24 protein-coding genes are annotated in these 11250 nt (G+C 54.3%); all 24 read right to left on the bottom strand.

The features are described from left to right. Positions 1 to 555 (bottom strand): DNA-directed RNA polymerase subunit alpha (locus B3520_RS07585; RefSeq protein ID WP_286875794.1); only part of this gene is annotated, 555 nt, incomplete at its 3' end. A gap of 26 nt (positions 556 to 581) precedes the next feature. Then, positions 582 to 1202: a 30S ribosomal protein S4 gene (gene rpsD / locus B3520_RS07590; protein WP_286804489.1), complete on the bottom strand. Its 621-nt coding sequence runs from the start codon at positions 1200 to 1202 to the stop codon at positions 582 to 584. A gap of 13 nt (positions 1203 to 1215) precedes the next feature. After that, complete coding sequence (gene rpsK, locus B3520_RS07595) at positions 1216 to 1611, bottom strand: 30S ribosomal protein S11 (RefSeq protein ID WP_024462496.1); 396 nt, start codon at positions 1609 to 1611, stop codon at positions 1216 to 1218. A gap of 54 nt (positions 1612 to 1665) precedes the next feature. Further along, positions 1666 to 2022: a 30S ribosomal protein S13 gene (rpsM, locus tag B3520_RS07600; protein WP_024462495.1), complete on the bottom strand. Its 357-nt coding sequence runs from the start codon at positions 2020 to 2022 to the stop codon at positions 1666 to 1668. Between the two features lie 187 nt (positions 2023 to 2209). Then, entirely contained in the window at positions 2210 to 2326 is a 117-nt protein-coding gene (rpmJ, locus tag B3520_RS07605; protein ID WP_081666256.1) for a 50S ribosomal protein L36, read from the bottom strand. A gap of 22 nt (positions 2327 to 2348) precedes the next feature. Next, entirely contained in the window at positions 2349 to 3686 is a 1338-nt protein-coding gene (gene secY / locus B3520_RS07610; RefSeq protein WP_024462494.1) for a preprotein translocase subunit SecY, read from the bottom strand. An 11-nt stretch (positions 3687 to 3697) separates the two neighbouring features. Continuing rightward, positions 3698 to 4132, bottom strand: coding sequence for a 50S ribosomal protein L15 (rplO, locus tag B3520_RS07615; RefSeq protein WP_024462493.1), 435 nt, complete (start codon positions 4130 to 4132; stop codon positions 3698 to 3700). Between the two features lies 1 nt (position 4133). Further along, positions 4134 to 4319, bottom strand: coding sequence for a 50S ribosomal protein L30 (gene rpmD, locus B3520_RS07620; protein ID WP_024462492.1), 186 nt, complete (start codon positions 4317 to 4319; stop codon positions 4134 to 4136). Positions 4320 to 4355: 36 nt separating this feature from the next. Further along, positions 4356 to 4865 (bottom strand): 30S ribosomal protein S5, encoded by a 510-nt coding sequence (rpsE, locus tag B3520_RS07625; protein ID WP_024462491.1) that lies wholly within the window; start codon positions 4863 to 4865, stop codon positions 4356 to 4358. Positions 4866 to 4875: 10 nt separating this feature from the next. Then, positions 4876 to 5226 (bottom strand): 50S ribosomal protein L18, encoded by a 351-nt coding sequence (gene rplR / locus B3520_RS07630; protein WP_024462490.1) that lies wholly within the window; start codon positions 5224 to 5226, stop codon positions 4876 to 4878. Between the two features lie 9 nt (positions 5227 to 5235). Then, positions 5236 to 5769, bottom strand: coding sequence for a 50S ribosomal protein L6 (gene rplF / locus B3520_RS07635; protein WP_024462489.1), 534 nt, complete (start codon positions 5767 to 5769; stop codon positions 5236 to 5238). A gap of 12 nt (positions 5770 to 5781) precedes the next feature. Further along, complete coding sequence (gene rpsH / locus B3520_RS07640; protein ID WP_024462488.1) at positions 5782 to 6174, bottom strand: 30S ribosomal protein S8; 393 nt, start codon at positions 6172 to 6174, stop codon at positions 5782 to 5784. 31 nt (positions 6175 to 6205) lie between these two features. Further along, complete coding sequence (gene rpsN / locus B3520_RS07645; RefSeq protein ID WP_024462487.1) at positions 6206 to 6511, bottom strand: 30S ribosomal protein S14; 306 nt, start codon at positions 6509 to 6511, stop codon at positions 6206 to 6208. A 10-nt stretch (positions 6512 to 6521) separates the two neighbouring features. Continuing rightward, positions 6522 to 7061 (bottom strand): 50S ribosomal protein L5, encoded by a 540-nt coding sequence (gene rplE / locus B3520_RS07650; protein ID WP_024462486.1) that lies wholly within the window; start codon positions 7059 to 7061, stop codon positions 6522 to 6524. Between the two features lie 6 nt (positions 7062 to 7067). After that, on the bottom strand, positions 7068 to 7385 hold the full coding sequence (gene rplX / locus B3520_RS07655) for a 50S ribosomal protein L24 (RefSeq protein ID WP_024462485.1): 318 nt from the start codon (positions 7383 to 7385) through the stop codon (positions 7068 to 7070). Positions 7386 to 7420: 35 nt separating this feature from the next. Beyond that, entirely contained in the window at positions 7421 to 7789 is a 369-nt protein-coding gene (rplN, locus tag B3520_RS07660) for a 50S ribosomal protein L14 (RefSeq protein ID WP_024462484.1), read from the bottom strand. Positions 7790 to 7825: 36 nt separating this feature from the next. Further along, a complete protein-coding gene (rpsQ, locus tag B3520_RS07665; RefSeq protein ID WP_024462483.1) occupies positions 7826 to 8092 on the bottom strand; it encodes a 30S ribosomal protein S17 in 267 nt (88 codons plus the stop codon). A 2-nt stretch (positions 8093 to 8094) separates the two neighbouring features. Further along, a complete protein-coding gene (gene rpmC / locus B3520_RS07670) occupies positions 8095 to 8286 on the bottom strand; it encodes a 50S ribosomal protein L29 (RefSeq protein ID WP_024462482.1) in 192 nt (63 codons plus the stop codon). Next, positions 8286 to 8699 carry a 50S ribosomal protein L16 gene (gene rplP / locus B3520_RS07675; protein WP_024462481.1) on the bottom strand — a complete coding sequence of 138 codons (414 nt, stop codon included), beginning with the start codon at positions 8697 to 8699 and terminating at the stop codon, positions 8286 to 8288. The genes rpmC and rplP overlap by 1 nt, the downstream gene beginning before the upstream one ends. A gap of 12 nt (positions 8700 to 8711) precedes the next feature. Further along, on the bottom strand, positions 8712 to 9392 hold the full coding sequence (rpsC, locus tag B3520_RS07680) for a 30S ribosomal protein S3 (RefSeq protein ID WP_024462480.1): 681 nt from the start codon (positions 9390 to 9392) through the stop codon (positions 8712 to 8714). A 13-nt stretch (positions 9393 to 9405) separates the two neighbouring features. Then, positions 9406 to 9738: a 50S ribosomal protein L22 gene (gene rplV, locus B3520_RS07685; RefSeq protein ID WP_024462479.1), complete on the bottom strand. Its 333-nt coding sequence runs from the start codon at positions 9736 to 9738 to the stop codon at positions 9406 to 9408. Positions 9739 to 9766: 28 nt separating this feature from the next. Further along, on the bottom strand, positions 9767 to 10045 hold the full coding sequence (rpsS, locus tag B3520_RS07690) for a 30S ribosomal protein S19 (RefSeq protein WP_024462478.1): 279 nt from the start codon (positions 10043 to 10045) through the stop codon (positions 9767 to 9769). A gap of 33 nt (positions 10046 to 10078) precedes the next feature. After that, positions 10079 to 10906 carry a 50S ribosomal protein L2 gene (rplB, locus tag B3520_RS07695; protein ID WP_286875799.1) on the bottom strand — a complete coding sequence of 276 codons (828 nt, stop codon included), beginning with the start codon at positions 10904 to 10906 and terminating at the stop codon, positions 10079 to 10081. A gap of 3 nt (positions 10907 to 10909) precedes the next feature. Then, a complete protein-coding gene (locus B3520_RS07700; protein WP_007091505.1) occupies positions 10910 to 11212 on the bottom strand; it encodes a 50S ribosomal protein L23 in 303 nt (100 codons plus the stop codon). Between the last annotated feature and the right edge of the window lie 38 nt (positions 11213 to 11250).

Consider the following 11250-nt stretch of genomic DNA (forward strand, 5'->3'; position numbering starts at 1 on the left):
CGTATAGGCAAGACGACGGACCGGGCTGTAAGTCGCATCCAGCTGCAGGCGACCAATCGCGCGACTTTCGTCCTCGTCGTGACGACGGGCGTCAGCCGGCTCGTAGCCGCGACCACGAGCCACGGTCAGGCGCATGTTCAGCTCGGTATCACCGGTGATATGGGCAATCACGTGATCGGGGTTTTTCACCTCAATATCGTGATCAACCTGGATATCTCCGGCGGTAACGACACCCGGGCCCTTCTTCTTCAGAGTCAGAACCGCGCGATCCTTACCGTGCATCACAACCGCAACGTTCTTGAGGTTGAGCAGGATTTCAATAACGTCTTCCCGCACACCCTCAATTGCGCTGTACTCGTGCAGCACACCGTCAATCTCGGCTTCAGTAATGGCACAGCCCGCCATGGAGGAGAGCAGAATACGCCGTAGGGCATTGCCCAGAGTGTGACCGAAACCGCGCTCAAGCGGCTCCAACACCACTCGAGCGTGGGTCGTGCTGTTTTCGGTCACATCGATATGACGCGGAGTCAAAAATTCGTTTACTGCAGTCTGCATAGCCACACCTGTTAGCGGTTAGTCCCTTACTTGGAGTAAAGCTCGACAATAAGGTTCTCGTTGATTTCAGCGGGCAATTCACTGCGATCGGGAACTCGGGTGAAAACACCTTCTTTCTTGTCCGCGTTCACATCGATCCACTCAACATTGCTGCGCTGGCCGGCAAGGGTCAGGGCGTTCTGAATACGCAACTGATTCTTGGCCTTCTCGCGAACGGCAACCACATCACCTTCCTGCACCTGATAGGACGGAATGTTCAGGGTTTTGCCGTTGACGCTGATCGCCTTATGGGTCACCAGCTGACGCGCTTCTGCACGGGTAGAGCCAAAGCCCATCCGGTACACAACGTTATCAAGGCGGCCTTCGAGCAGCTTCAACAGGTTCTCACCGGTGGCACCCTTACGGCGAGCGGCTTCTTGGTAGTAGCTGCGGAACTGCTTTTCCATCATGCCATAGGTGCGACGTACCTTCTGCTTTTCACGCAGCTGCACACCATAGTCAGACAGACGACCACGACGCTGACCATGCTGGCCAGGAACGCTTTCCAGTTTACACTTCGAATCCAGCGCACGAGCACCACTCTTCAGAAAGAGGTCGGTGCCTTCACGACGGGACAGTTTACATGTAGGTCCAATATAACGAGCCATTATCTAGTTCCCCTTACACTCGACGTTTCTTGGGAGGACGGCAGCCGTTGTGCGGAATCGGCGTAACGTCGACAATGTTGGTGATCTTGTAACCAACATTATTAAGTGCGCGAACTGCGGATTCGCGGCCAGGGCCAGGGCCCTTCACTTCTACGTCGAGGTTCTTAAGACCGTATTCTTTCGCTGCCTCACCGGCGCGCTCCGCAGCTACCTGGGCAGCAAACGGGGTGCTTTTGCGCGAACCGCGGAAGCCAGAACCACCAGAGGTAGCCCAGCTCAGGGTATTACCCTGACGGTCGGTGATAGTGACAATGGTGTTATTGAAGGACGCGTGGATGTGGGCAACCCCATCGACCACCGTCTTCTTGACTTTCTTTTTCGTTGCGGTTTTATTACCTGGCTTCGCCATAGCAATCTCTTCCTAACCTGTAGTTACCGTATTTGAATGACTGGCGCAGATCGATTAACGCTTAATCGGCTTGCGCGGGCCCTTACGTGTGCGAGCGTTGGTCTTGGTACGCTGACCATTGACCGGCAAGCTGCGACGGTGACGCAGACCGCGATAGCAGCCCAGGTCCATCAGACGCTTGATGTTCATCGACACAACACGGCGCAAGTCACCCTCTACGGTATGCTTGCCAAGCTCGTTACGGATCGCGTCGAGCTGTTCCTCGGAAAGACTACCCATTTTGGCGTCTTCGGCGATGCCAGTAGCGGCACAGATCTGTTGCGCAGTAGTACGGCCGATCCCATAGACGTAAGTCAGGGAGACAACCGCGTGCTTGTGATCTGGTATGTTTACACCAGCAATACGGGCCATTCAAATTACTCCAGTAACACTAAAATTGCAGCGTTGACGGCAACTTACGCCACCCAACACCCTAAAAGGCGCGCAAGGATAGCGGTAAAATCACCAAAAATCAATAGCCCGGGGATTTCTCCCCGGACGACAGTCAACGCCCCCTCATGTACGCCCCGCCCCTGGAGGGGGGCCGGGCGTCCAATTCTTAACCCTGCCGCTGCTTGTGGCGAGGCTCAGCGTGGCAAATTACTCGCAGTACGCCGTTGCGCTTAACCATCTTGCAGTTGCGGCAGATCTTTTTAACAGAAGCACGAACTTTCATGATCCTACCCTAGTAATGGGGATTAGCGAGCGTTGCCGCTGCCATATCCCTTCAAGTTAGACTTCTTCATCAGTGACTCGTACTGATGAGACATCAAGTGCGCCTGAACCTGGGACATAAAGTCCATGACCACCACTACCACGATCAGCAACGACGTGCCCCCCAAGTAGAAGGGAACATTGGCCGCCACCACCAGGAACTGGGGCATCAGGCACACAGCCGACATATAAACAGCACCCACTACCGTCAGACGGGTCAGGACACTGTCGATATAGCGGGCCGATTGCTCACCCGGGCGAATCCCCGGGATGTAGGCACCGGACTTCTTCAGGTTATCCGCGACTTCTTTCGGGTTGAACATCAACGCCGTGTAGAAGAAGCAGAAGAACGAGATCAGCGCCGCGAACAGCAGAATGTTCAGAGGCTGACCCGGACCAATCGCCAGAGCGAGATCCTGAAGGAAGTCGCTGGCGAAGCCATCGCCGCCCTCGCCAAACCATTGGGCAATGGACGCCGGGAACAGCAGAATACTGCTGGCAAAGATCGCCGGAATCACGCCGGCCATATTGATCTTCAGCGGCAGGTGACTGGTCTGAGCGGCATAGGCATTACGTCCCTGCTGACGCTTCGCGTAGTTTACCGTAATCCGACGCTGTCCGCGTTCTACCCGGACCACACCCCAGATTACCGCCAACGCGATGACCGCAATCACCAGCAACAGTAGCAGGTGCAGATCGCCCTGACGGGCACTCTCAAACGCCTGACCGACCGCGCTCGGCAAACCCGCCACAATACCGGCGAAAATGAGCATTGAAATGCCGTTGCCGATACCTTTTTCAGTGACCTGCTCGCCCAACCACATCATGAAGACGGCGCCGGTAACCAGAGAGGTGACCGCAATGAAGTGAAACGCAAAATCCGCTTCGCCACCATAAGCAAACCCGGAAAAGCTCACTGACATTGCCATCGCCTGAACCGTAGCCAGCACCACCGTACCGTAACGGGTGTACTGGTTGATCTTGCGGCGACCCGCGTCACCTTCTTTCTTAAGCTGCTCCAGCGAGGGAGTCACGGCGGTCATCAACTGCATGATAATAGATGCAGAGATGTACGGCATGATACCCAACGCCAGAATACTCATGCGCTCCAGGGCACCCCCGGAGAACATGTTGAACATACCCAGAATGGTACCCTGATTCTGGTTAAACAGGTTGGCAATCCGCTCGGGATCCAAACCGGGAACCGGAATATGAGTACCAATTCGGTAGACTACGATCGCCAGGAACAAAAAACGTAGGCGAGCCCAAAGCTCGCCCAGACCTTTCTGATTCCCCAACGAAGGATTACCGGGAGTTGCCATGTTGGCGCCCCTTACTCTTCGACTTTCCCGCCGGCTGCTTCAATCGCAGCCTTGGCACCTTTGGTGACCGCAATACCGCGTACGGTAACCGCTTTGCTGAGCTCGCCAGATGCGAAGATCTTGGCGCGCTTCATGTTAGCACCAATGACATCGGCCTGCTTCAGAGTTTCGATATCGATGGTATCGCCCTCCACCTTGTTCAGCTCTGAGAGACGAACTTCGGCAGTGACACGACCAATGCGAGAACTGAAACCATACTTCGGCAGACGCTTCTGCAGCGGCATCTGACCGCCTTCAAAGCCCGGAGCAACGCTACCACCGGAACGGGACTTCAAACCTTTGTGACCGCGACCGGCGGTCTTGCCCAGGCCACTACCGATACCGCGACCCACGCGCTTCTTGCTATGGGTGCTACCGGGGGCGGGACTCAGCTCGTTAAGACGCATCTTATTCTCCCTCTACCTGTACCAGATAGTTTACAGAGTTAATCATCCCACGCACGGAGGGAGTGTCTTCCACCTCAACGGTGTGGCCGATACGGCGCAGACCCAAACCGGCAACGCTAGCCTGATGCTTCTTCAGGCGACCCGCGGTACTACGGACTTGAGTCACTTTGATCATTTTCTTAGCCATGGTCGTATTCCGCAATCAGTTAACTGGCAACGCCAATTAATTCAGGATCTCTTCGACACTTTTGCCACGCTTGGCCGCTACAGAGTCCGGAGACGCCATAGACTTCAGCGCGTTAAAAGTGGCACGAACAACGTTTACCGGGTTGGTAGAACCGTAGCACTTGGCCAGTACGTTCTGAACACCGGCAATTTCCAGCACAGAGCGCATGGCACCGCCAGCAATAACACCGGTACCCTGGGAGGCCGGCTGCATGAACACCTTGGAGGCGCCATGACGACCTTTGGTCGGGTACTGGATAGTATCACCGTTCAGTTCAACGTCGATCATGTTACGGCGAGCGGCTTCCATTGCTTTCTGGATAGCAACCGGCACTTCACGTGCCTTACCGCGGCCAAAGCCGACCTTACCGTTACCGTCACCAACCACGGTCAGTGCGGTGAAGGCAAAGATACGACCACCTTTAACAGTCTTGGCAACACGATTGACCTGTACCAGCTTTTCCTGGAAGCCTTCGTTGTTGCCTTCTTCTTTCTTCGCGTATGCCATATCTTAACCCTTAGAATTCCAGTCCAGCTTCACGCGCAGCGTCAGCCAGGGCTTTTACGCGACCGTGGAACTTGAACCCACTACGGTCGAACGCCACCCGGGAGACACCGGCAGCTTTAGCGCGCTCTGCAATCAGAGCGCCGACAGCTTTCGCCGCCTCGCTGTTACCCGTTTTGCCTTGACGCAGATCTTTGTCCAACGTCGAGGCACTGGCCAATACGCGGCCGCCATCTTCTGCAATAACCTGCGCGTAAATATGACGCGGGGTACGATGAACAGACAGACGGTTAACACTCAGTTCACGAATCTTGGCACGGGCACGACGCGCACGGCGAAGACGAGATTGCTTCTTATCGCTCATATCCTGGCCCTACTTCTTCTTGGCTTCTTTACGGCGAACCTGTTCGCTTGCATAGCGGATGCCTTTACCCTTGTAGGGTTCGGGCTCACGCAATGCGCGAATCTCGGATGCCACCTGACCGAGCAGCTGCTTGTCAGCGCTCTTCAGCACAATTTCTGTCTGGGCCGGACATTCCGCCGTTACACCTTCCGGTAAGGTGTAATCGATCGGCTGAGAATAACCGACAGACAGGTTTACAGTTTTACCCGACGCCTTGGCACGATAACCAACGCCGACCAGTTGCAGCTTCTCTTCGAAGCCCTGATCTACGCCTTTTACCATGCTGCCGACCAGAGCACGCATGGTGCCTGCCAGCGCGCGGGACTGCTTGGCCCCATCACGAGCGGTGAACTTGAGCAGGTTTTCTTCCTGCTGGATTTCAACGCTGTCGTGAATTTCCAGAGCCAATGTACCTTTTCCGCCTTTAACGCTAAGACTCTGACCCTGAAGGGTGACCTTAACAGCGGACGGTACTTCAACCGGACTATTTGCAACTCGTGACATGACGACTTCCCGTTAAAATACTGTGCAGAGGACTTCACCACCGACGCCAGCGGCGCGAGCGGCACGATCAGTCATAACACCTTTACTGGTAGAAACGATGGCAACGCCCAGACCACCGCGCACGGTCGGAATGGACGACTTACCAGCATAACTGCGCAAGCCGGGGCGACTGACCCGATCCAGCTCAGCAATAACCGGCTTACCTTCAAAATATTTCAGCTCAATGGTCAGCTCGGGCTTGGCACCCTCGCTCACTGAGAAACTATCAACGTAGCCTTCTTCTGCCAGAACTTTTGCCACAGAGGCCTTCAGTTTGGAAGAGGGCATGGTGACATTCGACTTTCCCACCTGCTGGGCGTTTCGAATGCGAGTCAGCATATCGGCCAACGGATCTTGCATGCTCATCTGATTCTGCTCCTAATGTTAAGCCCTGGGCTTACCAGCTGGACTTGACCAAACCGGGAACGTCGCCCCGCATGGCAGCTTCACGCAGCTTGTGGCGGCACAAGCCGAACTTGCGATACACACCGTGCGGACGGCCAGTTACGCGACAGCGACGACGCCCGCGGCTCGGGCTCGCATCGCGAGGCAGCTGCTGCAGTTTGATCTGCGCTTCCCAGACTTGCTCTTCGGAAGAAGCAGGGCTGGCAATAATCGCTTTCAGTTCCGCGCGCTTAGCGGCGTATTTGGCGACTGTGCGGGCACGTTTTACTTCGCGTGCAACCATTGATTTCTTAGCCATGACGCTACCCTTAACCTTTGAACGGGAAGTTGAACGCTTTCAACAGCGCGCGACCTTCCTCGTCGTTCCGTGCTGTCGTTGTGATACAAATATCCAGACCGCGGAGCTTATCGACCTTATCGTAGTCAATTTCCGGGAAGATAATCTGCTCGCCTACGCCCATGGAGAAGTTACCGCGGCCGTCAAATTGCTTCGGGCTGATACCCCGGAAGTCGCGAATGCGCGGAATAGCGATGCTGACCAGGCGATCCAGAAACTCATACATACGATCTTTACGCAGAGTTACTTTGCAGCCAATCGGCCAGCCATCACGGATTTTGAAACCCGCGATTGACTTACGTGCCTTGGTAATCACGACCTTCTGGCCGGCGATTTTTTCCAAGTCACCGATCGCATTCTCAAGCACTTTCTTGTCGCCCACAGCCTCACCGACACCCATGTTAATGGTGATCTTGGTGATGCGCGGAACTTCCATCACGTTCGCGAGACCCAGCTCATCTTTCAGCTTGGGCGCGAGCTCTTTGCTGTACAGTTCTTTTAGCCTAGCCATGTCTACTTACGCCTCTACGGCTTCGCCATTGGATTTGAAAACGCGGACCTTGTCGCCGTTTTCAAGGATCTTGAAGCCAACACGATCCGCCTTCTGAGTCGCCGGATTGTAAATGGCAACGTTGGAGGCCTGGATCGAGGCTTCCTTCTCTACGATTCCGCCGGGCACGCCCATTTGCGGATTCGGTTTCTGGTGCTTCTTGATCATGTTAATACCAGACACGATCAGGCGGCCATCAGCCAACACACGGGTAACTTTCCCGCGCTTACCTTTGTCGCGACCAGCGATAACAATCACTTCGTCATCACGTTTAATCTTTCGCATTTGTCTGCCCTCAGCTCTCTGCCCGTACCAAGTGCTTACAGCACTTCCGGTGCGAGAGAAATGATTTTCATGAACTTCTCGCCACGCAACTCGCGAGTCACCGGCCCAAAGATACGAGTACCCACCGGAGCATCCTGGTTGTTCAGCAGCACAGCAGCGTTGTCGTCGAACTTGATCAACGAACCATCCTGGCGGCGAACACCTTTCTTGGTGCGCACTACCACCGCTTTCATCACCTGGCCTTTCTTCACCTTACCGCGAGGAATCGCTTCCTTCACAGTAACTTTGATGATGTCACCCACAGCGGCATAGCGCCGATGGGAGCCGCCAAGAACCTTGATGCACTGAACCCGACGAGCGCCGCTATTATCAGCTACATCTAAGTAGGTTTCTGTTTGAATCATCGTCCGTCTCCGAAACTATTAAGTCGCCTGAATCACTTAGATTTCAGTAGCGCGCTCTTCAATGTTCACTAAAGCCCATGATTTGGTCTTTGACAGCGGACGAGATTCAGCGATAGTCACCGTATCACCGATCTTGCAGTCATTGTTTTCATCATGCGCTTTCAGCTTTGATGACTTGCTCACATACTTGCCGTAAAGCGGATGCTTTACGCGACGCTCGATCAGCACTGTGATGGTTTTATCCATCTTGTCGCTAACAACCTTGCCGGTCAGTGTACGAGCCAGATTATCTGCCTGAGTCATCGTTAATTACCTGCCTTCTGTTTAAGCACCGTTTTAATTCGAGCAATATCGCGGCGAGTTTGCTTGAGCAGGTGAGTCTGACCCAGCTGGCCAGTAGCAGCCTGCATACGCAGCTTGAACTGCTCTTTCAATTGAGTCAGCAGTTCGCCGTTCAGCTCTTCAACGGATTTTTCCCGGAGTTCTGAAGCTTTCATCACATCACCGAACGTTTTACGAAAGTTGTTGTAATAGGCAACTTGGCTGCGGCCAACGCAAAGGCCTCTCGAGCCAGATCTTCACTGACGCCATCCATCTCATACAGGACTTTACCAGGACGGATCTGCGCGACCCAATATTCCACGTTACCCTTACCTTTACCCTGACGTACTTCCAGGGGCTTCTCGGTAATTGGTTTATCTGGAAACACACGAATCCAGATTTTACCGCCACGTTTAATGTGACGAGTCATCGCACGACGGGCCGCCTCAATTTGGCGAGCTGTAATGCGACCGCGACCAGTAGCTTTCAAGCCAAAATCACCAAAGCTTACTTTGGCGCCCCGATGGGCCAAGCCGCGGTTGCGGCCCTTCATTTGCTTGCGAAACTTCGTACGCTTTGGTTGCAGCATCTTGCGTACCCCTTACTTGGACTTAGAGCCTTTTTTCTTAGGTGCAGCTTCAGCTTCGTCGATATCGCCGATGACCTCACCCTTGAAAATCCAAACTTTCACACCGATGATGCCGTAGGTGGTTGACGCTTCGGCGGTTGCGTAATCGATGTTTGCACGCAATGTGTGCAACGGTACGCGGCCTTCACGATACCACTCACTACGAGCGATCTCGGCACCCCCCAGGCGGCCTCCCACCTGGATCTTGATACCTTCCGCACCCTGACGCATGGCGTTTTGCACGGCACGCTTCATGGCACGGCGGAACATCACGCGGCGCTCCAGCTGCTGAGCGACATTCTGGGCAACCAGTGAAGCATCCAGATCAGGCTTACGGATCTCTTCAATGTTGATGTGCACTGGCACACCCATGCGCTCGCTCACTTCTGCACGCAGACGATCCACGTCTTCGCCTTTCTTACCAATCACGATGCCCGGACGGGCAGTGTGAATGGTAATACGTGCGGTATTGGCGGGACGCTCAATGTCCACGCGGCTTACAGACGCGCTGGACAATTTGCCCTGAATGTAAGAACGCACTGCCAAATCATTGTTGAGTTTGTCTGCGTACTGATCGCTGCCGGCATACCACACTGAGGTATGCTTCTTGACGATACCCAGACGAATACCTGTCGGATTTACTTTCTGACCCATAACGCCTGCTCTCTTACTGGTCGGCTACTTTAACGGTGATATGACAAGTGCGCTTAAGAATGCGATCAGCACGACCTTTAGCGCGAGGCTTGATACGTTTCATGCTCAAACCTTCATCCACAAAAATCGTGGACACTTTCAGTTCATCGACGTCGGCGCCTTCGTTGTGTTCGGCATTCGCAATTGCGGACTCGAGCACCTTCTTGATAATCGCGGCGCCCTTTTTAGGGCTGAATGCCAGAAGGTCCAACGCCTCCTCTACACCTTTTCCGCGAATCTGATCGGCTACCAAGCGCGCTTTTTGCGCCGACAGACGAGCACCGCTGAGTTTTGCTGCTACTTCCATCGTGTTACCTCGTAGGCACTATTAGCGCTTAGCGCTTTTTCGCTTTTTTGTCTGCGACATGACCGCGATAGGTGCGGGTAGCCGCAAACTCGCCAAGTTTGTGTCCAACCATTTCTTCATTCACCAGGACGGGCACGTGCTGACGACCATTGTGTACTGCCAGCGTCAGACCAACCATTTCTGGCATGATCATTGAGCGCCGCGACCAGGTTTTGATTGGACGACGATCATTTTTTTCGATCGCTGTTTCGACCTTCTTAATGAGGTGAAGATCGATAAAAGGACCTTTCTTCAGTGAACGTGGCACTGTTGCTTCCTCTTTTCCGCTGTTGATTTGCCGTTAGCGCTTAGAGCGACTACGGACAATCATCTTGGTGGTGCGCTTGTTTTTGCGCGTCTTGTAACCCTTGGTCGGAACACCCCAAGGCGATACCGGATGACGGCCACCAGAAGTACGACCTTCACCACCACCGTGCGGGTGATCGATCGGGTTCATGGCAACACCACGAACCGAAGGACGCTTGCCAAGCCAGCGATTGCGGCCTGCTTTACCAAGGTTTGTGTTCTGCTGGTCCTGGTTGGACACGGCACCGATGGTAGCCATGCATTCACCACGAACCAAACGTACCTCACCGGAGGACAGCTTAAGCTGGGCGTAACCCTGGTCCTTGCCGACAAGCTGCACATAGGTGCCTGCCGAACGTGCGATCTGACCACCTTTACCGGCTTTCAGTTCGACGTTATGGACGATGGTACCGACCGGAATATTCTTCAGCGGTGCGGCATTACCCGGCTTAATGTCTACGCGTTCGGCTGCAACAATGTTGTCGCCGACAGCAAGACGCTGCGGTGCGAGGATGTAGGCCAACTCGTCATCGGAATAACGAACCAGGGCGATAAACGCCGTGCGGTTCGGATCATATTCCAGACGTTCGACCGTACCAACGACATCAAACTTGGTACGTTTGAAGTCGATAATGCGGTAACGACGCTTGTGACCACCACCAATACGGCGGGCGGTGATACGACCAGAGTTGTTACGGCCACCTTTCTTGCGAAGACCTTCGGTCAACGCTTTGATCGGCTTGCCCTTGTGGAGATCGGAACGATCGACAAGAACCAGCTGACGGCGACCAGGAGAGGTTGGTTTAAACTTCTTCAAAGCCATGTCTTAGATTCCCGTCGTCACGTCGATGGACTGACCCTCTTCGAGGGTAACCATCGCTTTCTTGAAATCGCTCCGGCGACCGACAGTACCGCGAAAACGCTTGGTCTTGCCTTTTACCACAGAGGTATTGACCGCCTTGACCTTCACCCCGAACAGACCTTCCACAGCAGCCTTGATCTCCGGCTTGGTGGCGTCGATCGCAACTTTGAACGCAACGGCGTTGTGTTCAGAAATCAGCGTCGACTTTTCAGTGATATGCGGGGCGCGGATGACTTCGTACATCCGCTCTTTGCTGATGATCGTCATTTGAGACGTGCCTCCAACGCTTCGACCGCACCCTTGGT

Origin of the sequence: Marinimicrobium sp. UBA4509 (assembly GCF_002388575.1) — a bacterium.
GTDB lineage: Bacteria > Pseudomonadota > Gammaproteobacteria > Pseudomonadales > Cellvibrionaceae > Marinimicrobium > Marinimicrobium koreense.

What these genes read in the sequence shown, in the direction of transcription:
- rpmD (WP_024462492.1), bottom strand. Translation starts at nt 4,319, where the DNA reads ATGGCTAAGAAAATGATCAAAGTGACTCAAGTCCGTAGTACCGCGGGT.
- rpsQ (WP_024462483.1), bottom strand. Translation starts at nt 8,092, where the DNA reads ATGACTCAGGCAGATAATCTGGCTCGTACACTGACCGGCAAGGTTGTT.
- rpsK (WP_024462496.1), bottom strand. Translation starts at nt 1,611, where the DNA reads ATGGCGAAGCCAGGTAATAAAACCGCAACGAAAAAGAAAGTCAAGAAG.
- rplP (WP_024462481.1), bottom strand. Translation starts at nt 8,699, where the DNA reads ATGCTGCAACCAAAGCGTACGAAGTTTCGCAAGCAAATGAAGGGCCGC.
- rplN (WP_024462484.1), bottom strand. Translation starts at nt 7,789, where the DNA reads ATGATTCAAACAGAAACCTACTTAGATGTAGCTGATAATAGCGGCGCT.
- rplO (WP_024462493.1), bottom strand. Translation starts at nt 4,132, where the DNA reads ATGCGTCTTAACGAGCTGAGTCCCGCCCCCGGTAGCACCCATAGCAAG.
- rplB (WP_286875799.1), bottom strand. Translation starts at nt 10,906, where the DNA reads ATGGCTTTGAAGAAGTTTAAACCAACCTCTCCTGGTCGCCGTCAGCTG.
- rpsC (WP_024462480.1), bottom strand. Translation starts at nt 9,392, where the DNA reads ATGGGTCAGAAAGTAAATCCGACAGGTATTCGTCTGGGTATCGTCAAG.
- secY (WP_024462494.1), bottom strand. Translation starts at nt 3,686, where the DNA reads ATGGCAACTCCCGGTAATCCTTCGTTGGGGAATCAGAAAGGTCTGGGC.
- B3520_RS07700 (WP_007091505.1), bottom strand. Translation starts at nt 11,212, where the DNA reads ATGACGATCATCAGCAAAGAGCGGATGTACGAAGTCATCCGCGCCCCG.
- rplE (WP_024462486.1), bottom strand. Translation starts at nt 7,061, where the DNA reads ATGGCTAGGCTAAAAGAACTGTACAGCAAAGAGCTCGCGCCCAAGCTG.
- rplV (WP_024462479.1), bottom strand. Translation starts at nt 9,738, where the DNA reads ATGGAAGTAGCAGCAAAACTCAGCGGTGCTCGTCTGTCGGCGCAAAAA.
- rplR (WP_024462490.1), bottom strand. Translation starts at nt 5,226, where the DNA reads ATGAGCGATAAGAAGCAATCTCGTCTTCGCCGTGCGCGTCGTGCCCGT.
- rpsE (WP_024462491.1), bottom strand. Translation starts at nt 4,865, where the DNA reads ATGGCATACGCGAAGAAAGAAGAAGGCAACAACGAAGGCTTCCAGGAA.
- rpsH (WP_024462488.1), bottom strand. Translation starts at nt 6,174, where the DNA reads ATGAGCATGCAAGATCCGTTGGCCGATATGCTGACTCGCATTCGAAAC.
- rpsM (WP_024462495.1), bottom strand. Translation starts at nt 2,022, where the DNA reads ATGGCCCGTATTGCTGGTGTAAACATACCAGATCACAAGCACGCGGTT.
- rplX (WP_024462485.1), bottom strand. Translation starts at nt 7,385, where the DNA reads ATGCGAAAGATTAAACGTGATGACGAAGTGATTGTTATCGCTGGTCGC.
- rpmC (WP_024462482.1), bottom strand. Translation starts at nt 8,286, where the DNA reads ATGAAAGCTTCAGAACTCCGGGAAAAATCCGTTGAAGAGCTGAACGGC.
- rpmJ (WP_081666256.1), bottom strand. Translation starts at nt 2,326, where the DNA reads ATGAAAGTTCGTGCTTCTGTTAAAAAGATCTGCCGCAACTGCAAGATG.
- rpsD (WP_286804489.1), bottom strand. Translation starts at nt 1,202, where the DNA reads ATGGCTCGTTATATTGGACCTACATGTAAACTGTCCCGTCGTGAAGGC.
- rpsN (WP_024462487.1), bottom strand. Translation starts at nt 6,511, where the DNA reads ATGGCTAAGAAATCAATGGTTGCACGCGAAGTAAAACGTGCCCGCACA.
- rplF (WP_024462489.1), bottom strand. Translation starts at nt 5,769, where the DNA reads ATGTCACGAGTTGCAAATAGTCCGGTTGAAGTACCGTCCGCTGTTAAG.